The sequence below is a fragment of the Prosthecomicrobium sp. N25 genome (genome assembly GCF_037203705.1).
Taxonomy (GTDB): Bacteria; Pseudomonadota; Alphaproteobacteria; order Rhizobiales; family Ancalomicrobiaceae; genus Prosthecodimorpha.
The window spans coordinates 808241-831670 of the sequence record NZ_JBBCAT010000002.1 but is presented as its reverse complement, the minus strand read 5'-3'; the positions used below and the strand labels follow the sequence as shown (position 1 = coordinate 831670).

General features: G+C 70.3%; 20 protein-coding genes. 12 read left to right on the top strand and 8 right to left on the bottom strand.

The genetic code is table 11. From position 1 onward, the window contains the following. The first annotated feature begins 27 nt into the window (after positions 1-27). The 5 genes from WBG79_RS18700 to WBG79_RS18680 all read left to right on the top strand — a co-directional run bounded on the left by WBG79_RS18700 (position 28) and on the right by WBG79_RS18680 (position 4752). A complete protein-coding gene (locus WBG79_RS18700) occupies positions 28-1515 on the top strand; it encodes a sugar ABC transporter ATP-binding protein (RefSeq protein WP_337358695.1) in 1488 nt (495 codons plus the stop codon). Beyond that, positions 1508-2506 carry an ABC transporter permease gene (locus tag WBG79_RS18695; protein ID WP_337358694.1) on the top strand — a complete coding sequence of 333 codons (999 nt, stop codon included), beginning with the start codon at positions 1508-1510 and terminating at the stop codon, positions 2504-2506. Before WBG79_RS18700 ends, WBG79_RS18695 begins: the two co-directional genes overlap by 8 nt. Next, on the top strand, positions 2499-3569 hold the full coding sequence (locus tag WBG79_RS18690) for an ABC transporter permease (RefSeq protein WP_337358693.1): 1071 nt from the start codon (positions 2499-2501) through the stop codon (positions 3567-3569). The genes WBG79_RS18695 and WBG79_RS18690 overlap by 8 nt, the downstream gene beginning before the upstream one ends. Next, positions 3566-4414 (top strand): sugar phosphate isomerase/epimerase family protein, encoded by an 849-nt coding sequence (locus WBG79_RS18685; RefSeq protein ID WP_337358692.1) that lies wholly within the window; start codon positions 3566-3568, stop codon positions 4412-4414. Before WBG79_RS18690 ends, WBG79_RS18685 begins: the two co-directional genes overlap by 4 nt. Before the next feature lie 113 nt (positions 4415-4527). Then, the gene (locus WBG79_RS18680; RefSeq protein WP_337358691.1) at positions 4528-4752 is read left to right on the top strand and encodes a DUF378 domain-containing protein; all 225 of its coding nucleotides are present in this window, start codon (positions 4528-4530) and stop codon (positions 4750-4752) included. Positions 4753-4831: 79 nt separating this feature from the next. Here the strand turns inward: WBG79_RS18680 and WBG79_RS18675 are convergent, their stop codons facing one another. Together WBG79_RS18675 and WBG79_RS18670 are read right to left on the bottom strand one after the other, a co-directional pair. Next, a complete protein-coding gene (locus WBG79_RS18675; protein ID WP_337358690.1) occupies positions 4832-5002 on the bottom strand; it encodes a hypothetical protein in 171 nt (56 codons plus the stop codon). Continuing rightward, positions 4999-6789 carry a glycoside hydrolase family 15 protein gene (locus WBG79_RS18670; RefSeq protein WP_337358689.1) on the bottom strand — a complete coding sequence of 597 codons (1791 nt, stop codon included), beginning with the start codon at positions 6787-6789 and terminating at the stop codon, positions 4999-5001. The genes WBG79_RS18675 and WBG79_RS18670 overlap by 4 nt, the downstream gene beginning before the upstream one ends. Positions 6790-6939: 150 nt before the next feature. Here WBG79_RS18670 and WBG79_RS18665 point away from each other — a divergent pair, with 150 nt between their 5' ends. The 6 genes from WBG79_RS18665 to WBG79_RS18640 all read left to right on the top strand — a co-directional run bounded on the left by WBG79_RS18665 (position 6940) and on the right by WBG79_RS18640 (position 14975). Continuing rightward, positions 6940-9153: an alpha,alpha-trehalose-phosphate synthase (UDP-forming) gene (locus tag WBG79_RS18665; RefSeq protein WP_337358688.1), complete on the top strand. Its 2214-nt coding sequence runs from the start codon at positions 6940-6942 to the stop codon at positions 9151-9153. 101 nt (positions 9154-9254) lie between these two features. Continuing rightward, positions 9255-10016 carry a trehalose-phosphatase gene (gene otsB, locus WBG79_RS18660; protein ID WP_337358687.1) on the top strand — a complete coding sequence of 254 codons (762 nt, stop codon included), beginning with the start codon at positions 9255-9257 and terminating at the stop codon, positions 10014-10016. A gap of 163 nt (positions 10017-10179) precedes the next feature. Next, positions 10180-11325, top strand: a complete 1146-nt coding sequence (locus WBG79_RS18655) for a hypothetical protein (protein ID WP_337358686.1) — start codon at positions 10180-10182, stop codon at positions 11323-11325. Positions 11326-11478: 153 nt separating this feature from the next. Beyond that, the gene (locus tag WBG79_RS18650) at positions 11479-11829 is read left to right on the top strand and encodes a response regulator (RefSeq protein WP_337358685.1); all 351 of its coding nucleotides are present in this window, start codon (positions 11479-11481) and stop codon (positions 11827-11829) included. A gap of 67 nt (positions 11830-11896) precedes the next feature. Further along, entirely contained in the window at positions 11897-13702 is a 1806-nt protein-coding gene (locus tag WBG79_RS18645; RefSeq protein ID WP_337358684.1) for a sensor histidine kinase, read from the top strand. A 55-nt stretch (positions 13703-13757) separates the two neighbouring features. Beyond that, positions 13758-14975, top strand: a complete 1218-nt coding sequence (locus WBG79_RS18640; protein WP_337358683.1) for a lytic murein transglycosylase — start codon at positions 13758-13760, stop codon at positions 14973-14975. Positions 14976-14978: 3 nt separating this feature from the next. Here the strand turns inward: WBG79_RS18640 and WBG79_RS18635 are convergent, their stop codons facing one another. The 4 genes from WBG79_RS18635 to WBG79_RS18620 form a co-directional block, all read right to left on the bottom strand. Continuing rightward, positions 14979-16331, bottom strand: coding sequence for a globin-coupled sensor protein (locus WBG79_RS18635; protein ID WP_337358682.1), 1353 nt, complete (start codon positions 16329-16331; stop codon positions 14979-14981). 319 nt (positions 16332-16650) lie between these two features. Then, positions 16651-17118: an NUDIX hydrolase gene (locus WBG79_RS18630; protein ID WP_337358681.1), complete on the bottom strand. Its 468-nt coding sequence runs from the start codon at positions 17116-17118 to the stop codon at positions 16651-16653. 124 nt (positions 17119-17242) lie between these two features. Beyond that, positions 17243-19222 carry a protein meaA gene (locus tag WBG79_RS18625; RefSeq protein ID WP_337358680.1) on the bottom strand — a complete coding sequence of 660 codons (1980 nt, stop codon included), beginning with the start codon at positions 19220-19222 and terminating at the stop codon, positions 17243-17245. 110 nt (positions 19223-19332) lie between these two features. Then, positions 19333-19635 (bottom strand): hypothetical protein, encoded by a 303-nt coding sequence (locus WBG79_RS18620; RefSeq protein ID WP_337358679.1) that lies wholly within the window; start codon positions 19633-19635, stop codon positions 19333-19335. Between the two features lie 384 nt (positions 19636-20019). Between WBG79_RS18620 and ccrA the strand changes: the two genes are divergently transcribed. Beyond that, the gene (gene ccrA, locus WBG79_RS18615; protein WP_337358678.1) at positions 20020-21309 is read left to right on the top strand and encodes a crotonyl-CoA carboxylase/reductase; all 1290 of its coding nucleotides are present in this window, start codon (positions 20020-20022) and stop codon (positions 21307-21309) included. Positions 21310-21394: 85 nt separating this feature from the next. On the opposite strand, the gene WBG79_RS18610 is transcribed toward ccrA, so the two are convergent. Continuing rightward, positions 21395-22330, bottom strand: coding sequence for a prephenate/arogenate dehydrogenase family protein (locus WBG79_RS18610; protein WP_337358677.1), 936 nt, complete (start codon positions 22328-22330; stop codon positions 21395-21397). After that, complete coding sequence (gene hisC / locus WBG79_RS18605) at positions 22327-23427, bottom strand: histidinol-phosphate transaminase (protein WP_337358676.1); 1101 nt, start codon at positions 23425-23427, stop codon at positions 22327-22329. The genes WBG79_RS18610 and hisC overlap by 4 nt, the downstream gene beginning before the upstream one ends. Positions 23428-23430 lie beyond the last annotated feature (3 nt).

Genomic DNA, 23430 nt, shown 5'->3' with positions numbered 1-23430 from the left:
CGCCCCGCGGCCGCATCAGGCAGGTTCATGCCCACGTTCCTGAAATTCGAGAACGTCTCCAAGCGCTTCGGCGGGGTGACCGCGCTCGCCGGCATCGACTGGGACGTGGCCGCGGGCGAGGTCCATTGCCTCGTCGGCGAGAACGGCTGCGGCAAGTCGACCGCCATCAAGATCGTCGCCGGCGTACACCCGGCCGACCCGGGCGGCCGCATCGAGATCGACGGCGCGCCGCGCGACCGCCTCGACCCGGCCCTCGCCAAGAGCCTGGGCATCCAGGTCATCTACCAGGACCTGTCGCTCTTCCCCAACCTGTCGGTCGCCGAGAACATCGCGGTCGACGAGACCCTCGGCGCCCTGGCGAAGCCGGTCTCCCGCGCCCGCATGCGCCGGATCGCCGCCGACGTGCTCGGCCGCCTCGGTTTCGCGCTGCCGCTCGACGCGCCGCTGTCCGACCTGCCCATCGCCTCCCGCCAGATCGTCGCCATCGCGCGCGGGCTCGCGGCGCGCGCCCGCCTCCTCTTCATGGACGAGCCGACCGCCTCCCTGACCCGCTCGGAGGTGAAGACCCTGCTCGGCCTCGTAGACCGCCTGCGCCGCGACGGCATCGCGGTCGTGTTCGTCTCCCACCGGCTCGAGGAGGTGATCGAGATCGCCGACCGGGTCACGGTCCTGCGCGACGGGCGCAAGGTCGGCACCTGGGCGGCCCGCGATCTCGACGTCCGCCGCATCGGCGAACTGATGACCGGCCTGCAGATCGAACACACCGTGACGGCCCGCGACCGCGCCGCCGAGCCCGCCGTCCTGGAGGTCGCCGGCCTGACCCGGCGCGGCGAATATGCCGACGTCTCCTTCTCGATCCGGCGCGGCGAGATCGTCGGCCTGACCGGGCTCCTCGGCGCCGGCCGCACCGAGCTCGCCCTGACGCTCTTCGGCATGACCCGCCCGGACTCCGGGTCGATCCGCGTCGACGGCCGGGATGTCCGCTTCGCCACCAACCAGGACGCCATCCGGGCCGGCATCGCCTACGTGCCCGAGGACCGCCTGAAGCTCGGCCTCGACCTGCGCCAGTCGGTGCAGGCCAACATGGTGGTCTCCGTGCTGGGCCGCCTCGCCGGGCGCTTCGGCATCCTCGCGCCCGCCCGGCTGCGGTCGACGGCCGAGGGCTGGGTCGAGCGGCTGCGCATCAAGATCCCGGCTCTCGACAAGCCCGTCAGCACACTCTCGGGCGGCAACCAGCAGCGCGTGGTGATCGCCAAGTGGCTGGCCACCGAGCCGAAGCTCCTGATCCTCGACAGCCCGACCGTCGGCGTCGACATCGGCAACAAGCAGGCGATCCACCGCATCGTCCGCGGTCTCGCCGAGGCGGGCGTCGCCATCCTGATGATCTGCGACGAGATCCCCGAGGCCTACTTCAACGCCGACCGCGTGCTGCACATGCGCGACGGCCGGCTGGTCGGCGACTTCCGTCCCGGCCGCGATCCCGAGCGCCTGGTCGAGGAGGCCGTCTATGCCTGAGATGCCCCGCCTCGGTACGGAAGGCTGGCTGTTCGTCGTCATCCTGCTGCTCGGCGCGGTCTGGAGCCTCCTGACGCCCTGGTTCCTGACCCTGCCCAACGCCGTCGACATCCTCGAGACCTGGTCGGTGACCACCATCCTGGCCCTCGGCGTCTTCGTCGTCCTGGTCGCCGGCGGGATCGACATCTCCTTCGCGGCAACCGCCTCCGTCGCCCAGTACGCCGCCGCCTGGGCGGCCCAGAACGCCGGCTGGCCGCCCGCCCTCGCGATTCCGCTCGGCCTCGTCGTCGGCGTCGCGCTCGGCTGCCTGAACGCCGCGCTGATCCACTACCTGAACATCACATCCATCATCGTCACCATCGCCACCCAGAGCCTCTACTTCGCGCTCCTCATGTGGTGGACCGGGGGCAAGCTCATCCCGGTGCTGCCCGACTGGTGGTCGGACCGGATCGTCTTCTTCCAGACCGAGGCGGCCGACGGTTCCCTCGTCCGCATCACCCTGCCGATCGTCGTCGCCGCCACTGCCGTGCTGGTCACCTGGACCCTGATGACCCGCCTCTCCGCCGGCCGCCAACTCTACTGCATGGGCGGCAACCCCGAGGCCGCCCGACGGCTCGGCATTGACATCGCCCGCATGCATTTCCTGGCCTACGGTTTCCTCGGCCTGATGGCCGGCCTCGCCGGGCTCGTCCAGGCCCACCGCGTCGGCCAGAGCGTGCCCAACGCCATGGTGGGCCAGGAGCTCAACGTGGTGGCGGCCGCGGTCCTCGGCGGCGCCAGCCTGAACGGCGGCATCGGCACGGTGCGCGGGGTCCTGCTCGGCCTCCTGCTCCTGGCGATCCTGCAGAACGGCCTCAACCTGCTCGGCTGGTCCTCCTACTTCTTCCCCATCGTGATCGGCCTCGTGATCCTGGTCTCGACCTCCATCACCGGGCTGGCCGGCCGCCCGGGCCGGCGGCGCGCGCGGGCGGGCGAGGTGGTCCATGGCTGACGCGACGCCGCCGCGGACCTCGCCCGCGGGGATGGACAGCCTGATCCGGCTCGCGCGCGCGCAACCGCTCGGCGGCACGACGGGCCTCGCACTGCTGCTGGTGGCGCTCGTGGCCCTGAACGCGGTCCTGCTGCCGGGCCGCTTCGCCACCTTCGGCACCCTGCAATCCATGATGTTCCAGTTGCCGGAGCTCGGCATCCTGGCCCTCGCCATGGTGATCCCGCTCATCTCCGGCGGCCTCAACCTCGCCATCATCGCCACCGCCAACCAGTGCGCCCTCGCCATGGCGTGGATCCTGAAGGCGCTCGCGCCCGCCGGCGCCTCGGGCTCCACGGTCGCCCTCGCCATCGCGGCGGCGCTCCTCGCCGGCCTGTTGCTGTCGCTGCTGATCGGGCTCCTGACCGGCTTCCTGGTCGCCAACATGGGCGTCCATCCGATCCTGGTGACGCTCGGCACCATGTCGGTGGTCAACGGGGTGTCGATCTACCTCACCCGCGGCACCGTGATCGCCGGCCTGCCCGAGCCCTTCCTGGTGATCGGCAACGGCGTCGTCGCCGGCGTGCCCATACCCTTCCTGATCCTGCTGGCGGCGGCCGGCGCCACCGCCTTCGTGCTCAATCGCACGCCCTTCGGCCTCGCCGTCTTCATGATCGGCTCCAACCTCGAGGCCGCCCGATACGCTGGCATCGACACCAAGCGGGTGCTGGTCGGCGTCTACACCATGTCGAGCCTGCTCTGCTTCCTGGCCGCCTGCGTGATGCTCTCGCGCTTCAACTCGGCGAGCGCCGGCTACGCCGAGTCCTACCTGCTGATCACCATCCTGGCCGCCGTTCTCGGCGGGGTCGACCCGTTCGGCGGCTTCGGCCGCATCGCCGGCCTGATGCTCGCGCTGGCGGTCCTGCAGGTCATCTCCTCCGGCTTCAACCTGATGGGCCTCAGCCAGCACCTGACCCTGGCCATCTGGGGCCTCACCCTCATCGCCGTGATGGGCGTCAAGGCCGCCGCCGCGCCGCTCGCCCGCCGGCTCCTGCCCGACAGAACCCCCAAGGGAGCAAAGCCATGATCCGGATCGGCATGCATTCGAGCCTGTGGACCGCGAGCTGGACCCGCGAAGCCGCCGAGCTCCTCATCCCCGAAGCCGCACGCTACGGCCTGCAGGTGATCGAGATCGCCCTGCTGGCGCCCGAGACCATCGACGTCGACCATTCGGTGCGCCTGTTCCGCGAGCACAAGGTCGCCCCGACCGCCTCGCTCTGCCTGCCCATGGAGGACAACGCGGCGCTCCATCCCGAGCGGGGCGAGCGCTTCCTGCAGCGCGCCCTGGAGACCGCCCACGCGCTCGGCTGCAACATCCTCGGCGGCGTGACCTACTCGACCCTCGGCTGGCGCTCCGGCCGCCCGCCCGAGGAACAGGAACTCGCCAACGTCGCCAAGGCCCTGAAGCCGATCGCCCGGCGCGCCCAGGAATACGGCATGCTCCTCGGCATCGAGCCCTGCAATCGGTACGAGACCCATCTCCTGAACACGGCCGCCCAGTCCCTCGCCATGCTCGACCGCATCGGCGAGCCGAACGTGACGATCCACCTCGACACCTACCACATGAACATCGAGGAGAAGGGCATCGGCCGCGGCATCATGGAGGCCGGGCGGAACTGCCGCTACATCCACCTCTCCGAGTCCGACCGGGGCGTCCCGGGCACCGGCACCATCGACTGGGACGAATGCTTCCGGGCGCTCGCCGCCTCGGGCTTCCAGGGCGACCTCGTGATGGAGAGCTTCGTCAATCTGCCGCCCGAGATCGCCTCGGCGCTGGCGGTCTGGCGCTCCGTCGCGCGCGACCGCTACGACGTCCTCGACCGCGGCGTGCCTTACCTCCAGGCGCTCGCCACGGTGCACGGGCTGGTCTGAGGGCCGGAGGGTCGGCCAAAGCACACGCGATTTTCAACGTCGCCGCGCGGCACAACCGAGGAACGCCGTTCCCTCCGATGTGTTGGACCCGTATCCAACGATCGGAGAACGACATGCGCTTTCTCAACATCCTGACGCTTCTGCTCGTCATCGTCGGCGGCATCAACTGGGGGCTGGTCGGCCTCGCCCAGGTCGACCTGGTCGCCGCGCTCTTCGGCGGCCAGCAGGCCCCCCTCGCCCGCATCGTCTACGTGGCGGTCGGCGCCTCGGCCCTCTGGCAGCTCATCCCGTGGTTCCGCTCCTTCTCGACCCGCGAGGAATACGCCCTCAGGCACTGAGCCTGCCCGGACGGTCGGGCCGTTCGCGCGCGGTGCGGGGAAGTCCCCGCCCCGCCGCGGACTCGGCGTTCGGCCGGCCTCAGCGCAGGCCGAAGAAGGACAGGACCGCGACGACGACCACGACCAGTCCGATGATGTAGATGATGCCGTTCATGGGGTTTCCCTCGGTTTCGAACGAGCCGCTACGGCTCCGGTAACGTTCAACGCACTTCCGCGCGCCTGCGTTCCCCACGAGGGTCGCCGACCTCACGCGATCTCGCTCCACGGCCGCGACAGAGCCACTGCGCAGAGGATCGTGCCGACCAGCGAATAGGTCTGCGGGTAGTTGCCCCAGAGCTCGCCCGTCTCCGGGTGCAGGTCCTCGGAGAAGAGACCGGCATGGTTGGTCATGCCAAGCAGGTCGGTGAACACCGCCCGGGCATCCTCCGACCGGCCGATCGCGTGCAGGGCCAGCACGTACCAGAAGGTGCAGACGAGAAAGTTCGTCTCCGGCTCGCCGAAATCGTCCGGGTGGTTGTAGCGCAGCAGATACTTGCCGCGCAGGAGCCGGGTCCCGATCGTCTCGACCGTGGCCACGAAGCGCGGATCGGTCGGCGGCAGGAAGCCGAGGTCGGCCATCAGGAGCACGCTGGCGTCGAGCGTCTCCGAGCCCTCGCTCTCCACGAAGGCATTGACGCTCGGGTTCCAGGTGTTGGCCTCGATCCAGCTCCGGATCCGGTCGGCGTGTCCGCTCCAGTAGCCGGCGCGGTCGTCGGCCCTTAGCGTCACGGCGATGCGTCTGAGCCGGTCGGCCGCCGCCCAGCACATCAGCGCCGAATGGGTGTGGACGCGCGCCCGGCCGCGATACTCCCAGATCCCCGCATCCGGCTCGAGCGCCACCGCGACCGCCTTCTCGCCGAGCCTCTCGAGCTCCTGGAAGAGGGCCGTCTTGTCGATATGCGGCAGCCGCTGGTCGTAGAACCACTGGGTGTTCGCCATGATGACGGCGCCGAACACGTCGTTCTGCCGTTGCTCGGCCGCCTGGTTGCCGCGCCGGACGGGGCCCATCCCTCGATAGCCCGGCAGGGCCGGCACGATCTCCTCCTCCAGGCTGACCGACGGCACCAGGCCGTAGACCGGCTTCAGCCAGCCGTCCGACTCGAGCGCGATGGCGTTGCGCATGTAGCCCAGGAAGCCCTCCATGGTGCGCGTCGCCCCCAGGATGTTGAGCGCGCGCACGACGAAGAACGCGTCGCGCAGCCAGCAGGCCCGGTAGTCCCAGTTGCGCGGCGTGTGCGGCGCCTCCGGGACGGAGGTCGTCATGGCGGCCACCACCGCGCCGGTCTCCTCGTAGGCGGAGAGCTTGAGCGTGATCGCCGAGCGCAGGACGCATTCCTGCCATTCGTAGGGGATCGACAGGTTCCGGCACCACTCGAACCAATAGGAGCGGGTGCGCTCCTCGAACTGGGCGGCCGTCTCGTCGATGTTGGCCGGGAAGATCTCGTCCGTGCCGAGCACGAAGGTGACCGGCCCGGTCAGTACGAAGGGAGCCTCGCGCGCCACATAGGCGACCGGCGCGCTGGTCGACACCCGCAGGGTCTCAGCCTCGCCGGCGTAGCGCACGTGATTGGAGCCGAGGACCTTGCGCGGGCTCGCGCTGCCGTAGTCGAAGCGCGGCCGGACCCGGACGGTGATGCGCGGATAGCCTCGGATCGGCTGGATGCGTCGGATCAGCAGCGTCGGGCGGTAGGACCGGTCGAACTGGGTGAAGCGCGGCGCGAAGTCGGTGATGCGGATCCCGGAACCGTCGGTCGCCCAGAGCGTTGTCTCCAGTATCGGCGTGTTGCGCTGGTAGCGCTGCTCGGCGCGGTCGAACTTGTCGAGCACGATGTCCATGAAGCCGTCTTCCGCCTCGCCCATGAGCAGGCGGCAGAAGAGGGGATCGCCGTCCAGGTACGGGTAGCACCACCAGACGATCCGTCCTTGCCTATCGATAAGGGCAGCCGTCGCACAGTTTCCGATCGGAGCCAGATCCAGATTGGACTGTGTTTGCGTCATCGCGCCCATAACCTCTCTGTGATTGTAAAATAGAATTTACCCGCTCAGCGGGATGATTACTCCCGTGCTCCGGCATTGTTCCCCGCATACATCGACCCCACTTATGGCGGAAGCTTGACAATCGCCGTCACGGAGCAAATCTGACCAAGCATGCAGAGTCTCTATCGCTTTTCCCTGCCGCTCATCGCGGCCGTGCTCGCGCTCGCCGTCGTCGCCGGAGTGACTGCGGAGAACTTCCTGGCACGCTGGTTCGAGCGCGATGTGGAGTTGCGCTCCGAACTCGTCTTCAACGCCCTCGAGCCCACCGTCCGCCCTCTCGCCGACCGCGGCGACGAGGTCGGCCTCGCCCGCGCCTTCGACGGGGTCGCGCGCGACGAGCGCGTGCTCGCCATCGGGCTCTGCGACCTCGCCGGCCGCGTCGTCGCCGCCTCGCGCAATTGGCCCGGTGACGGAACCTGCGCGCCGGTCGTCGAGGAGGCCCCCAGGACGGTCTTCGACCGGCGCAACCTGGCGACCGGCGCCGCCCTCGTGGCGAGCTTCCCGATGGTCGTCCAGCCCGACCGGCGTTTGCGGCTCGTGGTCGTGCACGACATGAGCTTCGCGGCCCGCCGCACCGCGGCCGCCCTCGCCACCCTGGTGGTCTTCGTCGCCCTCCTGGTCGCCACCGGCGTGCTGGTGACCGTCGGGGTCGCCCGCGCCACCCTGGCGGCCTGGTCGAAGGCGATCGTGCAGTCCCTCGACCCGCGCACGCGCTCGCGCTCCGAGGCCGACATCGCCCCCGAGCTGCGCCCCGTCATCCGCGAAGTCCGGCAGACGCTGCGCGATCTCGACATCGGCCGGATGCGCGGCTCCTCCATCCGCGTCCACTGGTCCCCCGAGACCCTCGCCCAGGCGATCCACAACGAGCTGCCCGGCTCGGAGGTGATCGTGGTCTCGAACCGGGAGCCCTACATCCACGACCGCGACGGCGACCGGGTGGTCGTCCGGCGGCCGGCGAGCGGACTGGTCAGCGCGCTGGAGCCGGTCATCCGCGCCACCAACGGCGTCTGGATCGCGCACGGCAGCGGCACGGCCGACCGCGAGGCGGTCGACGCCGGCGACCGCGTGGCCGTGCCGCCCGGCGAGCCCGCCTACACGCTCCGCCGCGTCTGGCTCTCCGAGGAGGAGGAGAACGGCTACTACTACCGCTTCGCCAACGAGGGTCTCTGGCCGCTCTGCCACATCGCCTTCGTGCGCCCGCAGTTCCGCCGGGAGGACTGGGAACTGTACCGATCGGTCAACCAGCGCTTCGCCGACACGGTCGTCGAGGAGGCGAAGACCCGCAACCCGATCGTCTTCGTGCAGGACTACCACTTCGCCCTGCTGCCGCGCATGATCCGCCAGCGCCTGCCGGACGCGACGGTGATCACCTTTTGGCACATCCCCTGGCCGAACGCGGAGGTCTTCTCGATCTGCCCCTGGCGCGAGGAGATCCTCGACGGCCTGCTCGGCTCCTCCATCCTGGGCTTCCACACCCGCTTCCACGTCAACAACTTCGTCGAGTCGGTCGACCGCTTCATGGAGAGCAACATCGACCGGGAGCTTTCGGCCATTTCCACCGGCGGCGAGCAAACCTTCGTCAACGCCTATCCGATCTCCATCGAATGGCCGCCGCGCGCCATGAAGGGCATCGCCGACGTGCCGACCTGCCGGGCGCGCGTGCGCGAACGGTTCGGCCTCCCGCCGGACATCCTGATCGGCGCCGGCGTCGAGCGCTTCGACTACACCAAGGGCATCCCGGACCGGCTCCGGGCCGTCGGCGCCCTCCTGGAACGCCACCCGGAATGGATCGGCCGCTTCGTCTTTGTCCAGGTCGCCGCGCCGACCCGCTCGAAGCTCGACGCCTACAAGGGGCTGCAGCAGGAGGCCGAGGCCGTCACCGCCGAGATCAACGCCCGGTTCGGCCGCGATGGCTGGTCGCCGATCGTCCTGGTGGTCCGCCACCACGAGCCCGACGAGGTGCTGGAGCTCTTCCGCGCCGCCGACTTCTGCGTGGTCACCAGCCTGCACGACGGCATGAACCTGGTCGCCAAGGAATTCGTCGCCTCCCGCGACGACGACCGGGGCGTGCTGGTGCTGTCCACCTTCGCGGGTGCCTCGCGGGAACTCCTGGAGGCCCTGATCGTCAACCCCTACGACGTCGACACCCTGGCCGAGACGCTGCACCAGGCCCTCGGCATGCCCGAGGATGAGCAGCGCGACCGCATGCGCCTGATGCGCGAGATGGTCCGCGACAACAATGTCTACGCCTGGGCCGGCACCATGCTGTTGGAAGCGGCCCGCATGCGCAAGCGGCGCGAGGTGCAGCGCCAGTTCGGCCCCTGAGCCCCGCCCGGCGCTTGCAGGCGGCGCCGACTTCGGCCATCAGCCTCCCCGGACGACCCAGAACTCCGCCGGCCCGGGCCGGCGGGGGAGACCAAGAGCCCATGAACCTCTCCGACACCGCCACCAAGCCGCCGCCGCCCGCCATCGCCTGGACGGAGGAGTGGGCGCCCTTCCTGGACATCGACGGCACCTTGCTCGACTTCGCCGGGCATCCGGCCGCCGTGGTGGTGCCCAAGGATCTCGTCGCCATGCTGGAACGCCTGCGCGAGCGCTGCGGCTGCCTGGCGCTGGTCACCGGCCGGTCGCTCGACCAGGTTGATGCGCTGTTCGGCCCGGACCGCTTCCACGTCGCCGCCAGCCACGGCGCCGTCATCCGCTCCGCCCTCGGCACCCGCGACGCCGCCGGACACGGCGAATCCACCCGCGCCATCGCGGGCCACCTGGAGGCGCTGGTCGCCCGCCATCCGGGGACCTTCGTGGAAGACAAGGGTCATTCCGTCGCGCTGCACTTCCGCCTCGCCCCGGAGGCGGCCCCCGCCCTGCTCGCCGCCGCCGAGGACCTCGCCGCCCAGGCGCCCGAGACCTGGCGCGTCCTGACCGGCAAGGGCGTCGTCGAGATCGCCCCGCGGGCGGCCAGCAAGGGGACCGCCATCGGCGCGCTTCTCGGCGAGGCGGGCTACAGCGGCAAGCGGCCCTTCTTCGCCGGCGACGACCTCACCGACGAGGACGGCTTCGCCATGGTCGACTATGCGGGCGGCCTCGGCGTCCTGGTCGGCCCCAACCGGCCGAGCGCCGCGCGTTGGCGGATCCCGGGGCCGGAGGCCTTCCGGCGCTGGCTGGCGGCCGGACTCGGTCCGATTTGACGGTCCCTCTTCGCACCCCGTTTCCCCTGACGGGAACGTGACGGCGGCCCGCCTTGACCCTTCGGCGGCGAGTCGCTCATCCTGCCTCGCGCGCGCGGTCAGGGGTGGCCGCCGGGACCTGCGCCGCCGCGGACCGGCCTCGCTTTCGAGGAGTGACCCTCACATGTCGAAGACCCGGCTGATATCGGCCGTCGCCTGCCTCTTCGCCGCCCTCGCGGCCCCCGCCGCCCTCGCCCAGGCCCCGAACCGGGCCACCACAGAGATCCCGGCCGACAAGGCCAAGGTCTCCGGCTCGATCGTGGTCGACTACAACACCCGCTCCGAGCGCTCGCAGTCGTCCCAGGACGTCTACGACATGGGCGAGATCGCGATCGCGGACCTGATGCTGATGCGCGGCTCGATCGCCCGCGTGCCGAACAGCAACGTGACCTACTCGATCCGCTTCGACGTGGTGAACCCGCAGAACCCGTCCCAGATCGCCCGCGAGGTCGCGATCCTGCGCGGCGACCTGCCGATCGCCTCGGGCGGCCGCTACAACCCGGAGGAGGGCAAGCTCCGGCTCGACATCGTCAAGGGCAACCAGGTCTCGAGCCGCTTCACCGGCTCGATCCAGGGTCGCGAGGTGGTGAAGTGGTGGGACGTGGCCCGCCGCCTGAAGACCGCCTCCAAGGAGGCCTCCAAGGTCTACTCCCGCTACGTCGACGGCAAGGTCGTCTCCATCCAGGTCAAGAACCCGGACCCGCTGCGCTTCGAGCGGCTCGGCCTCGCCTCCGGTCCCTTCTCGTTCCTGGTCGAGAGCCGAGTCTCCGGCATCCTCGACTACGACTACGAACTCGGCAACTGGCTGACCGACCAGACCGGCGTGACCTTCACGTACAACATCGGCGAGAAGGTCTACTCGGACAAGGTCACGGGATCGATCCGCTACGTCTCCGAGAACGGCGAGTTCACGGATTCCAAAGGCAAGAAGCGCAAGTTCACGTCCTACTACGACTATAACCTGCGGGTGAACGAGCCGCCGGTGAACAAGGACAATGCCTTCTTCGGCGGGGATGCCTCGCAGGCCGACTCCGACGCGTTCTTCTCGGCCTCCGACCAGACCAAGCCCGGGATCTACGGCCGCGTCTACTACCTGGACAGCGACACGGCCTGCAAGCAGGTCCGCGACGACACGGGCGCCTTCAAGTGCGTCGGCCCGACCCGCTCGGAGATCACCTACGACCTGAAGCCGGTGGGCCTCACCTACCAGCAGCTCGCCAACTGGATGAAGCTCGAGCTTCTCGTCATCGGCCCGTTCACGGACGAGTAACGACGGCCGAACTCTTCGCGATGGAAAGGCGGTTCCGGTCCGGAACCGCCTTTTTCGCGTCTGTACTGCACGGAACCATCGGCAGGCGCCCGCGTTGGCAGTACCGGGAGTTTCAGGCGCGGTCGGGCGCCCGTCGCAGGAAGGAATGCCGTCGTGAAACCGCGTGTCCTGATCGTCGAGGACGATCCGCTGATCGCCTTGGACCTGGAGATCATCATCGCCGACAAGGTTCCGGCGGAGGTGATCGTCGCCGCGTCCGTGGCCGACGCCCGTCGTCACGTGGCGGAGCCGATCACCTTCGCCCTCCTCGACATCGACGTCCTCGACGGCAAGACCTTCGAGATCGCCGAAGCCCTGGCCGCCCGCAACACGCCCTTCGTCTTCGTCTCCGGGTCCAAGCCTCAGGAAGTCCCCGAGCCTTTGCGCCGCGCTGGATTCATTCCGAAGCCCTACCGGCCCGAGAAGATCGAAGAGACCGTGGAAGCCGCGCTCGCCACGCGCTGACCGGCCGCGCCCTGCGCCCGCATTGCCTCCCTCCCGCTGCCCGCACGACGAGAACGGTCCTGCCCTGATGACGCTGATCGACAAGGACCGGACCGGAGCCGGCGGAGGGGCCGGCGGGGGGCCCCCGAGAAATGCCCTCCGGGACGCCCTCGACGGCGCCGGCATTGGCATCCTGGAACTCGACTTCGCCACCGGGGCCGCGATCGCCTCTGAGGCCCTCGCCCGCAGCCTCGGCGAGGCGGATTTCGGCGCACCCGGTCCGTTCGACTCGCTTCGCGGCAAGATCGGGCCTGACGACCGCACCGCCCTCGACGCCGCCGTGGAGCGCGCCAGGACGTCACGCCTTCCCTTCGCGCTCCGCGTCCTGGTGGATCGGCCGGACGGCACCCGGCGCGCCGTCGCGCTGACCGGGCGGGTCGCCGAGGATGCCGCGAGCCACCGCCTCGTCGTCGTGGCGACCGACCTCGAGCCGATCCGGCAGGCCCAGGCGGCCCATCGCGAGGCTGAGCGCCGCTTCCGCACCCTCGCCGATGCCATGCCGCAGATGGTCTGGTCGACCCGGCCGGACGGCTACCACGACTACTACAACGGCCAATGGTATGAATTCACCGGCGTCGCCGAACGCGGCACGGACGGCGAGGGCTGGAACGCCATGTTCCACCCGGATGACCAGGCGCTCGCCTGGGAACGCTGGCGCCATTCGCTGGCGACCGGCGATCCCTACGAGATCGAATATCGCCTGCGGCATCGCTCGGGTGCCTACCGCTGGGTGCTCGGCCGCGCCCTGCCGGTCCGCGACGAGACCGGGCGGATCGAGCGCTGGTTCGGCACCTGCACGGACATCGAGGACCTGAAGCGGGCCGAGGCGGCCCGTCGGGAGAGCGAGGAGCGGCTGACGCTCGCCCTCTCGGCCGGCGGCTTCGTCGGTACCTGGGTCTGGGAGATCCCGGCCGACCGTGTCGTCGCCGACGAGCGCTTCGCGCGCCTCTTCTCCGTCGATCCGGCCGAGGCCGCGGCCGGCACACCGCTCGCCCCGTTCCTCGCCGCGATCCACCCGGAGGACCGCGACCGCGTCGCCGCCGGGATCCGCGCCGCCGTTGAGGAGGGCCAGCCCTATCGAGCCGAATACCGCGTGCTCCAGCCGGACGGAGCCCTCCGCTGGATCGACGCCCGCGGCCGCTGCGAGCGCGACCATGAGGGCCGCCCCCTCCGCTTTCCCGGCACCGTCGTCGACATCACCGACCGCCGTCTCGCCGAGGAGGCGCGCGACCTCGTCACCCGCGAACTCAGCCACCGCATCAAGAACATCTTCGCGGTGATCGGCAGCCTGATCACGCTCTCGGCCCGCGGCGAACCGGGCGCCCGCGACTACGCGCAGGCACTGCGGCGGCGCATCGACGCCCTCGCGCAGGCGCAGAACTACGTCCGGCCCCACAGCCCCGAGAGCCGCCCGGCCGGGGACGCCGACCAAACCCTCGCCGGGCTCCTGGACCTTCTGCTGGCCCCCTACCAGGAGGGCGACCGACGCGTCGAGATCTCGGGCGACGATGCGCCCGTCGGCCCCAACGCGGCCGTCGCCCTGGCGCTGATCCTCCATGAACTCGCCACCAACGCCGTGAAGTACGGCGCCCTCTCGGCCGACCGGGGACGGATCCTCGTCGAGGTCAGCACCGCGCCGGTGGACGGCAGCCGACGGATCGTCTGGTCCGAGCACGGCGGCCCGCCCGTCGGCGCGCCGTCCCGGCAGGGATTCGGCACGCTCATGTCGGCCCGCGCCGCGGCCGGCCAGCTCGGCGGCACCATCGAGCACGACTGGCGCCCGGACGGTCTGGTGGTGACCCTCGGCGTGCCGGCCGACCGGCTGACGCGCTGACGCTCGCCCTTCGACCCGGCTGTGCTAACCGTGTCGCCCGAAGGAGGAGCGTGCCATGCGGCGATTCGCGATCGGGACGGGAATGCGGGCGGTCGTCACCGCGGTGGTGACGCTTCTGTCGTGGCCGGTCCTGGCCGGGCCCGAATGCCAGGGCGGCGCGGAGTTTCCCGCCTGGCTCCAGGGCGTCAAGGCGGAGGCCGTCCGGCAAGGCGTGCCGGCGCCGGTCGCCGACGCGGCGCTGGCGGATGTCCGCTTCGATCCGTCCATCGTGCGCCGCGACCGCGGCCAGGGGGTCTTCCAGCAGAGCTTCCTGCAGTTCTCAGATCGCATGGTCTCGGCCGACCGGATGAGCCGCGGCACGGCCCTGCTGAGGACCCAGGCCGCCCTCCTGGAGCGCATCGAGGCCCGCTTCGGCGTCCCCGCCCCCGTCCTCGTCGCCTTCTGGGGGCTGGAGACGGACTTCGGCGCCGACAAGGGCAAGTTTCCGATCCTCACCTCGCTCGCCACGCTCGCCTACGACTGCCGACGCCCGGACTTCTTCCGTCCCGAGCTCATCGACGCCCTGCGCATCGTCGCCCGCGGCGACCTGACCCCGGCGCAGATGATCGGCGACTGGGCGGGCGAGCAGGGTCACATGATGATGACCCCGACCGACTACGTGGCCGCGGCGGTCGACTTCGACGGCGACGGGCGGCGCAACGTGATCGACTCGATGCCCGACGCGCTCGCCTCGGGCGCGAACCTGCTGGTGCGTTTCGGCTGGAAGCGCGGCGAGCCCTGGCTGACCGAGGTCCGCGTGCCCGCCGAGCTGCCCTGGGACCAGGCCGACCTCGCCATCCGCCACCCGCGCTCCCAGTGGGTCGCCTGGGGCGTGAAGGGCGCCGCGTCGCCGCTGCCCTCCGACGGCCAGCCCGCCTCGCTGCTCCTGCCCATGGGCCGCTTCGGGCCGGCCTTCCTGGCCTACCCCAACTTCCAGGCCTTCCTGGGCTGGAACAAGGCCTTCGTGTACGCCACCACGGCCGCCTACTACGCCACCCGCCTCGCCGGCGCGCCCCCGGTCGGCCGGGGCGCGGGAGTGCCTCCGCCCCTGACGACCGACCAGGTCCGCCAGTTGCAGACCCTTCTGGTCCAGCGCGGCTTCACCGCCGAGAAGCCCGATGGCCGCGTCGGCCTCGCCACCCGCTCCGCCGTGCGGGCGGCGCAGAAGCGCTACGGCCTGCCGGCGGACAGCTATCCCACGGCGGACCTGATCGAACGGCTGAAGGGCGGCTGACGGCTAGCCGGCCGCGGCGATGCGGCCGAGCACGGCCCCGACCTCCGCCTGGAGATGCGCCGACCGCGCCGTGATCTCGCCCGTGGCCTCCAGCATCTGCGAGGCGGCCTCGCCGGTGCTCTCCGCCGACCGCCTGACGCCGTCGATGGTGCCGGACACCTGGCGGGTCCCCTCGGACGCATGCTGGACGTTGCGGGCGATTTCGCGCATGGCGGTCCCCTGCTCCTCCACCGCCGTCGCGATGGAGCCCGCGATCTCGCTGATCCGGCCGATCACCCCCGACATGGTCCGCATCGCGTCCCGGGACGCGGCCGTTTCCGTCTGGATCTCCCCGATCTGGCCGTCGATCTCCGCCGTCGCGCGCCCGGTCTGCTCCGCCAGCGCCTTGACCTCTCGGGCCACGATCGCGAAGCCGTTGCCGGCCGCGCCGGCGCGGGCCGCCTCGATGGTGGCGTTGAGGGCGAGGAGGTTGGTCTGGCCGGCGATCCGGTCGATCAGCAGCAGGATCCCGCCGATCCGCTCGGCCGCCGCCGCCAGCCGCTCGACCTTGGCACCCGCCGTATCGGCAACCTCGACCGCCTCGCGGGCGACCGACGCCGCGTCGCAGACCTGGCGGGAGATCTCGTCGATCGAGGCCGACATCTCCTCCGCCGCTGCCGCGACCGCATGCACGTTGGTGGACGCCTCCTCGGATGCCTGCGTCACGATCTCCGACCGGCTGGCGGTTTCCTGCGCGGTCGTGCCCAGTGCCCGCGCGGTCGCCTCCAGTTGCCCGGACGCGACGGCCAGGACTTCCACCGTGCCGGCGACCGACGTCTCCAACTCGCGGCCGATGGCGCCGACCGCCTGGATCCGCTCCCGCCGGCCCGCCTCCAGGTAGACCGACGTGGCGAGGTCCATGTCGAGCATCGCGGCTTTGAGGATGGCCGATTGCAGCCGGGACGTCTCGGCGCGCCGTCGCCGGCTCTGCACCGCTCCGCCGCGCGCCTCCAGGACGGCCGCCAGGAGCGCCGACGTGAGATGCGCATAGGCGCCGATGTACCATCGCGGCTCGAGCCCGAGCCGGTGATGGGCCTCCCCGATCCGCGTCACGGAAGCTTCGTAGCCCGTGTCGAACCGGGCTTCCGCGATCGTCCCCCAATGGGCGATCTGCATCCGCTTGGCCGCCTGGACGTGGGCCGCGTCAGCGAAGAACCGGCTCGTCTCCGGAAACGCCGCCACGTGCCGGTAGAAGCCGTCCAGCACCGGGTCCAGCGTGTCTGTGATCAGCGCCTTGTTGCGCCTCAGGATCTCGCGTTCTGTCTCGCCGATCTCGATGAATCGGAGACGCGACGCGATCGTGGTCCCGTCCGTCATGATGCTCCCCTTCCGCGCCTGTTCTTTTCGACAGTGGGCGCGCGTCGAGGCTTACCTAGCGTAATTTAACATCGGTATAATTCACAAATCGCATGACGGTGCCTCAATATTATCGACGATGCTCTGGTCCGTTCACGCGAGCCTTCCCGCCACCCAGCGGGTGTCGCCGCTGTTCCGGGAAACCGTGAAAACCCAGGATCTTGGGAAGGGCGGACACACGGTGGCCGAACGCACCCGCGGGTTGTCCGCGAGGCCATCCGGCCCGGCCATCCGGGCCTCGGAGCAGTACCTACGCGGTCGCGCGGATGCGCCTCGCCGGTCAGGCCTTCTCGCCGACCGCCGCTCGTTCCGTGACGAAGTCCCGGATGAGTTCGCCGAGTTCGCTCTCTTCGACGGCCCCCGCCGCCTCCTCGGCCGAAAACCAGCGCGTGGTGCGCTCGCCCTTCTCGGGCCAGGCCTTCCGCTGCTTGGCGACCTCGAGCGGATAGACCTCGACCCGGCAGGAGACCACGGAGCCGTCCGGCATCCGCTTCCCGTAGGTGTAGGACCCGATCGCCTGCTTGCCGACCTTTCCCTCGAGACCTGCCTCTTCGAGGGCTTCGCGCGCCGCCGCGGCGTGGGGCTTCAGGCCCTTCATGGGCCAGCCCTTCGGGATGACCCAGCGCCGGGTTTCGCGCGAGGACACGAGCATCACTTCGAGACCGGACTCCCGGCGGAACGGCAGCGCCGCGTACTGGAGGCGAGGGCCACCCGCCGTCTTGCCCTTCCGATCCTCGCGGATCGCCATCGTCGGTAGCCTCGCCGTCCGAATCACCACCCCCCTGCACGATAAGGCATCGGGATCAGGCAAAACCATGCCGCCGCGCGCAGGTTCCCTTCCCGGGACCGGTCGGTACGCCGGCGCGCCGTCGTCAGGCTGCCCGGCTGGTCCCGGCGTCCACGATCCGCACGACATCCGCCATGATGTCGGTGAGCTGGAAGTTCTTGGGCGTGTAGACCGCCGCCACCCCCATCGCCTTGAGGGCGCGCTCGTCCTCGGGCGGAATGATCCCGCCGACCACCACCGGAACATCCTCCAGGCCGCTCGCCCGCATCCGCTCCATCACGTCGCGCACGAGCGCCAGGTGCGAGCCGGACAGGATCGACAGCCCGACCACGTGGACGCCCTCCTCCAGCGCCGCGTTGGCGATCTGGGCGGGCGTCAGCCGGATGCCCTCGTAGACGACCTCCATGCCGCAGTCGCGCGCCCGGACCGCAATCTGCTCGGCGCCGTTGGAATGGCCGTCGAGCCCCGGCTTGCCGACCAGGAACTTGAGGCGCCGCCCGAGCCGGGCCGACACCGCCGTGACCGCTTCGCGGACCGGCGCGAGATCCCCGCCGGCGTCCCGCGCCGCCCGCCCGACGCCGGTCGGCGCGCGGTACTCGCCGAACACCTCCCTGAGCGTGGCGCCCCACTCGCCCGTGGTCACGCCCGCCTTGGCGCAGGCGATCGACGGCTCCATGACGTTGCGCCCCTCCGCGGCCGCGCTCCTGAGCGCTGCGAGCGCCGCCAGGGCGGCGGCCTCGTCGCGCGCCGCCCGCCAGGCCTTCAGCCCCTCGACGGCCTCAGCCTCCACATGTTCCGGCACGGTCAGGATCGCCCCGTCGCCACCGGTCAGCGGCGAAGGCTCCGTCTCCTTGAAGCGGTTGACCCCGACCACGACGGCATCCCCGGCCTCGATCGCCTCGAGCCGCTTTGTGTTGGATTCGACGAGCTTCTGCTTCATGTAGCTCGACTCGACCGCCGCCACGGCCCCGCCCATGGCCTCGATGCGGGCGAGTTCCTCCCGCGCCTCCGCGCAGAGCGCCGCGACCTTGGCCTCGATCTCCGTCGAGCCGTTGAAGATGTCGGCGTATTCCAGGAGGTCCGTCTCGTAGGCGAGGATCTGCTGCATGCGCAGCGACCATTGCTGGTCCCAGGGACGGGGCAGGCCGAGCGCCTCGTTCCAGGCCGGCAGTTGCACGGCGCGCGCCCGGGCGTCGCGCGACAGCGTCACGGCCAGCATCTCGATCAGGATGCGGTAGACGTTGTTCTCCGGCTGCGGCTCCGTGAGCCCCAGCGAATTGACCTGCACCCCGTAGCGGAAGCGCCGGAGCTTGGGGTCAGCGACCCCGTAGCGGGTCTCGCAGATCTCGTCCCACAGCCGCGTGAAGGCGCGCATCTTGCAAAGTTCGGTGACGAAGCGCAGGCCCGCGTTGACGAAGAAGGAGATGCGGCTGACCGCCTCCGGGAACTCATCCGGCGGGATCGCGCCCGAGGCCTTCATGCTGTCCAGGACCGCGATCGCGGTGGCGAGCGCGAAGGCGAGTTCCTGCACCGGCGTCGCCCCGGCCTCCTGCAGGTGGTAGGAGCACACGTTCATCGGGTTCCACTTCGGCATCTCCCGGTACGTCCAGGCGATGACGTCCGTGGTCAGCCGCATCGACGGCGCCGGCGGGAACACGTAGGTGCCGCGCGAGAGATATTCCTTGATGAGGTCGTTCTGGGTCGTCCCCTGGAGCGCCTTGCGCTCCGCCCCCTGCTCGTCCGCGACGGCCGCGTAGAGCGCCAGCAGCCAGGGGGCCGTCGCGTTGATGGTCATGGACGTGTTCATCTTCTCGAGCGGGATGCCGTCAAAGAGCTTGCGCATGTCGCCGAGATGCGCGACCGGCACGCCCACCTTGCCGACCTCCCCGCGCGACAGCGGATGGTCCGGGTCGTAGCCCGTCTGGGTCGGCAGGTCGAAGGCGACCGAAAGGCCGGTCTGCCCCTTGGCGAGGTTCGTGCGGTAGAGCTTGTTGGACTCCGCCGCCGTCGAATGGCCGGCATAGGTGCGGAAGATCCAGGGCTTGTCGCGTTCCTTCAGCGGCATGTCGTCCGTCCCCGCTCGATGATCGGTGGACCGGGCTTAAACCGCGCCGCGCGCGCTGTCATTACGGCAAATGGTCCGACGCCGCCGCGGCACCGTGCCGCCGGCCCGCGTCACTGCCGGACCAGGCGCTTAAGCGAGCAGACGAACATCAGCGCCAGCGTGCCGCCGAGGATCCCGGCCGCCGACCACGTGTAGGCCGAGGCGAAGCGGATGTGCACGTAGTAATGCATGAACAGCCAGTCGAGGGCGAAGAGCCCGGCGAAGCCGCCCCCGGTGATCAGCAGGGTGTTGAGGATCAGCCCGAGCGCCAGGTCGCGCAGGAGCGCGTCCGCGATGACCCCGATCCAGAAGGCGAGGAGGATCACGAGCGACGAGACGATGAACCACGAACCGACGTCGAGATGGGCCAGCATCGAGGCCCCCCTTGCGTGAACCGGATGGTCGGGAGCGTCCAGAATAGGACGGGACCGTTAATTGCCGGTTGATTCCGGAGGCCGCGTCTCTTGTGCGGCGCACCAGCGAGCGGCGCCGCCGCGGCAGGAGGGACCGAAAGTCGCAGAGCCGCCCCGTTTGCGCGAAATGGGTTCCGCACCATAGTTCCGGGCCCGCGGCATCGGCCCGGACGGCACACGGACGATGGTCCAATGGCCCATCGTTGACGTCCGTACGATACTGCGGCGCGATGCGATCCGGGTTGCGCGGGACGGGAGGACGCCCGCGGCGTGCTGCAACGCAACGAGAACGGTGGAAGTCCCCCGGCCCCGCAGGGCCGCGGCACCGGGTGAAGGGAGACCACGATGTCCGCGAAGGCGCTCGAGACGACGACCGCGACCGGTCCGGAACTGAAGGACCTCTACGAGATCGGCGAGATCCCGCCGCTCGGGCACGTGCCCGCCAAGATGTACGCCTGGGCGATCCGGCGCGAGCGCCACGGTCCGCCCGAGGACGCGATGCAGCTCGAGGTCGTCCCCACCTGGGAGATCGACAGCCACGAGGTGCTCGTCCTCGTGATGGCGGCGGGCGTCAACTACAACGGCATCTGGGCCGCGCTCGGGAAGCCGATTTCGCCCTTCGACGGCCACCGGCAGCCCTACCACATCGCCGGATCGGACGCGTCCGGCATCGTCTGGGCGGTCGGCTCGAAGGTGAAGACCTGGAAGGTGGGCGACGAGGTCGTCATCCACTGCAACCAGGACGACGGGGACGACGAGGAGTGCAATGGCGGCGACCCGATGCTCTCCACCAGCCAGCGCATCTGGGGCTACGAGACGCCCGACGGGTCCTTCGCCCAGTTCTGCCGGGTGCAGGCCCGCCAGCTCCTGCCGCGGCCGAAGCACCTGAGCTGGGAGGAGGCCGCCTCCTACACCCTCACCCTCGCGACCGCCTACCGCATGCTATTCGGCCACGAGCCGCACGAGCTGAAGCCCGGCATGAACGTGCTCGTCTGGGGCGCCTCCGGCGGCCTCGGCGTCTTCGGCATCCAGCTCTGCGCGGCGGCCGGCGCCAACGCGATCGGCATCATCTCGGACGAGACCAAGCGCGACTACGTCATGAGCCTCGGCGCCAAGGGCGTCATCAACCGGAAGGACTTCGACTGCTGGGGCCAGCTCCCGAAGGTCGGCACGCCGGAATACGACAACTGGTTCAAGGAGGCCCGCAAGTTCGGCAAGGCGATCTGGGACATCACCGGCAAGGGCGTCAATGTCGACATGGTGTTCGAGCACCCGGGCGAGTCGACCTTCCCGGTCTCCTGTTTCGTGGTCAAGCGCGGCGGCATGGTGGTCTTCTGCGCCGGCACGACCGGCTTCAACATCACCTTCGACGCCCGCTACGTCTGGATGCACCAGAAGCGCATCCAGGGCTCGCACTTCGCCCACCTGAAGCAGGCCGCCGCCGCCAACCGCTTCGTCCTCGACCGCCGGGTCGACCCCTGCATGTCCGAGGTCTTCCCCTGGGACAAGATCCCGGCCGCGCACACCAAGATGTGGAAGAACCAGCACGCCCCCGGCAACATGGCGGTCCTGGTGATGGCCCCCAAGTCCGGCCTGCGCACTCTCGAGGACGTCATCGAGGCCGGCCGCCGCTGACCGGCCCGCGCCGGAGGGCGCTCGACGACACGAAGCCCGCCGGAGCCCCCGGCGGGCTTTGCCGTTCGCCGGGACGATGATCCGCCTAGCCCTGCTTCTCGGCCGTCTGGCGGCCGAAGTCCGGGGCCGCCGTGTCCTGGCCGACGTCGATGATGCCCCGGCGGATGGCCCGGGTCTTGGTGAAGAGCTCGAAGAGGGCGTCCCCGTCCCCGAAGCGGATCGACCGCTGCAGCGCGAAGAGGTCCTCGATGAAGCGGCCGAGCATCTCCAGCACCGCCTCCTTGTTGTGCAGGAACACGTCCCGCCACATGGTCGGGTCCGACGCGGCGATACGGGTGAAGTCGCGGAAGCCGCCGGCCGAGAACTTGATCACCTCCGAGGCGGTCACCTGCTCCAGGTGCGCGGCCGTGCCGACGATGTTGTAGGCGATCAGGTGCGGGATGTGGCTCGTGATCGCCAGCACCATGTCATGGTGCTCCGGGGTCATGAACTCGACCTTCGACCCGCAGGCGCGCCAGAACCGTGCGAGCGTGTCCACCGCCGCCGGGTCGGTGCCGGGCGGCGGCGTCAGGATGCACCAGCGATTGCGGAAGAGTTCGGGGAAGCCGGCGTCCGGCCCCGAATGCTCCGTGCCGGCGACCGGGTGTGCCGGCACGAAATGCACGTGGGCGGGCAGGTGCGGCTGCATCTGCCGGACCACGTCGGACTTCACCGAGCCGACGTCGGACACGATGGCCCCCGGCTTCAGGCTTCCCGCGATGGCGGCCGCGACCGCGCCCGAGGCGCCGACCGGCACCGAGACGATCACGCAGTCCGCCCCGCTCACCGCCTCCGCCATGTCGGCCGTGTAGGCGTCGCCGAGCCCGAGCTCGGCGGCCCGGTCCAGCGTCTCGCGGCGGCGGGTCGAGATCACGATCTCGCCGGCGATCCCGTCGCGGCGCGCCACGCGGGCGATGGATCCGCCGATGAGACCGATGCCGATGAGGGCCAGGCGGCGGAAGACCGGGGTGGACGAGGTCACTTCATGAACTCCGCAAGGGTCGAGGCGACCATCTCGTTCGCCTCCGCGTCGCCGATCGTGATGCGCAGGGCGTTCGGCAGCCCGTAGGCGTCCATCCGCCTGACAACGACGCCGCGCGACTGCAGGAAGGCGTCCGCGTCCGGCGCCCGCCGGCCCGCCTGCTCGGGGAAGTGGACCAGGATGAAGTTGCCGACCGAGGGCGTGACCGTGAGGCCGAGCCCGGCGAGCCGCTCGGCGAGCGCCGGCAGCGCCGCCTCGTTGTGCTCGGCCGCGCGGGCCACGAAGTCCCGGTCCTCGATGGCCGCGACGCCGGCCGCGATCGCCGGGACCGAGACGTTGAAGGGCCCGCGGATGCGGTTCAGGGCGTCGATCACCGCGGCCGGCCCGTAGGTCCAGCCGAGCCGGAGCCCCGCCAGCCCGTAGATCTTCGAGAAGGTCCGGCACATGACGACGTTTTCCGAGCTCGAGACGAGCTCGATGCCGCTCTCGTAGTCGTTCCGACGCACGTATTCCGCATAGGCGGCGTCGAGCACCAGGAGCACCCGCGCCGGCAGGCCCCGATGCAGCCGCTTGACCTCGTCGAAGGGCAGGTAGGTGCCGGTCGGATTGTTCGGGTTGGCCAGGAACACGACCCGGGTGCGCTCGGTGACGGCCGCCAGCATGGCGTCGACGTCGGCCGTCAGGGTCTTCTCCTTGACGGCGATCGGCTTGCCCCCGGCCGCCGTCACGGCGATCGGGTAGACCAGGAAACCGTGCTCCGAATAGATCGCCTCGTCGCCCGGGCCCACATAGGCATGGGCGATCAGGTTCAGGGCCTCGTCGGACCCGGCGCTGCACAGGATGCGGTCGGCGGCCAGGCCGTACTGGCGGGCGATCGCCTCGCGCAGCGCGGTCGCGGCGCCGTCCGGATAGAACTCGAGGCCGCCCGCACAGGCCCGGTAGGCCTCGATCGCCTTCGGGCTCGCCCCGAACGGACTCTCGTTGGAGGAGAGCTTGTAGAGCTTGGCGCCGCCGCTCGCCTTGGACTTGCCCGGAACATAGGGGGCGATGTCGAGGACGCCGGGGCGCGGGATCGGACGGTCGGCAACAGTCGTCATGGG

Bases quoted from the DNA above. Each gene is read 5' to 3' on its own strand.
- WBG79_RS18700 (WP_337358695.1), top strand. From the start codon at position 28: ATGCCCACGTTCCTGAAATTCGAGAACGTCTCCAAGCGCTTCGGCGGG.
- WBG79_RS18695 (WP_337358694.1), top strand. From the start codon at position 1,508: ATGCCTGAGATGCCCCGCCTCGGTACGGAAGGCTGGCTGTTCGTCGTC.
- WBG79_RS18690 (WP_337358693.1), top strand. From the start codon at position 2,499: ATGGCTGACGCGACGCCGCCGCGGACCTCGCCCGCGGGGATGGACAGC.
- WBG79_RS18685 (WP_337358692.1), top strand. From the start codon at position 3,566: ATGATCCGGATCGGCATGCATTCGAGCCTGTGGACCGCGAGCTGGACC.
- WBG79_RS18680 (WP_337358691.1), top strand. From the start codon at position 4,528: ATGCGCTTTCTCAACATCCTGACGCTTCTGCTCGTCATCGTCGGCGGC.
- WBG79_RS18670 (WP_337358689.1), bottom strand. From the start codon at position 6,789: ATGACGCAAACACAGTCCAATCTGGATCTGGCTCCGATCGGAAACTGT.
- WBG79_RS18665 (WP_337358688.1), top strand. From the start codon at position 6,940: ATGCAGAGTCTCTATCGCTTTTCCCTGCCGCTCATCGCGGCCGTGCTC.
- otsB (WP_337358687.1), top strand. From the start codon at position 9,255: ATGAACCTCTCCGACACCGCCACCAAGCCGCCGCCGCCCGCCATCGCC.
- WBG79_RS18655 (WP_337358686.1), top strand. From the start codon at position 10,180: ATGTCGAAGACCCGGCTGATATCGGCCGTCGCCTGCCTCTTCGCCGCC.
- WBG79_RS18645 (WP_337358684.1), top strand. From the start codon at position 11,897: ATGACGCTGATCGACAAGGACCGGACCGGAGCCGGCGGAGGGGCCGGC.
- WBG79_RS18640 (WP_337358683.1), top strand. From the start codon at position 13,758: ATGCGGCGATTCGCGATCGGGACGGGAATGCGGGCGGTCGTCACCGCG.
- WBG79_RS18635 (WP_337358682.1), bottom strand. From the start codon at position 16,331: ATGACGGACGGGACCACGATCGCGTCGCGTCTCCGATTCATCGAGATC.
- WBG79_RS18630 (WP_337358681.1), bottom strand. From the start codon at position 17,118: ATGGCGATCCGCGAGGATCGGAAGGGCAAGACGGCGGGTGGCCCTCGC.
- WBG79_RS18625 (WP_337358680.1), bottom strand. From the start codon at position 19,222: ATGCCGCTGAAGGAACGCGACAAGCCCTGGATCTTCCGCACCTATGCC.
- WBG79_RS18620 (WP_337358679.1), bottom strand. From the start codon at position 19,635: ATGCTGGCCCATCTCGACGTCGGTTCGTGGTTCATCGTCTCGTCGCTC.
- ccrA (WP_337358678.1), top strand. From the start codon at position 20,020: ATGTCCGCGAAGGCGCTCGAGACGACGACCGCGACCGGTCCGGAACTG.
- hisC (WP_337358676.1), bottom strand. From the start codon at position 23,427: ATGACGACTGTTGCCGACCGTCCGATCCCGCGCCCCGGCGTCCTCGAC.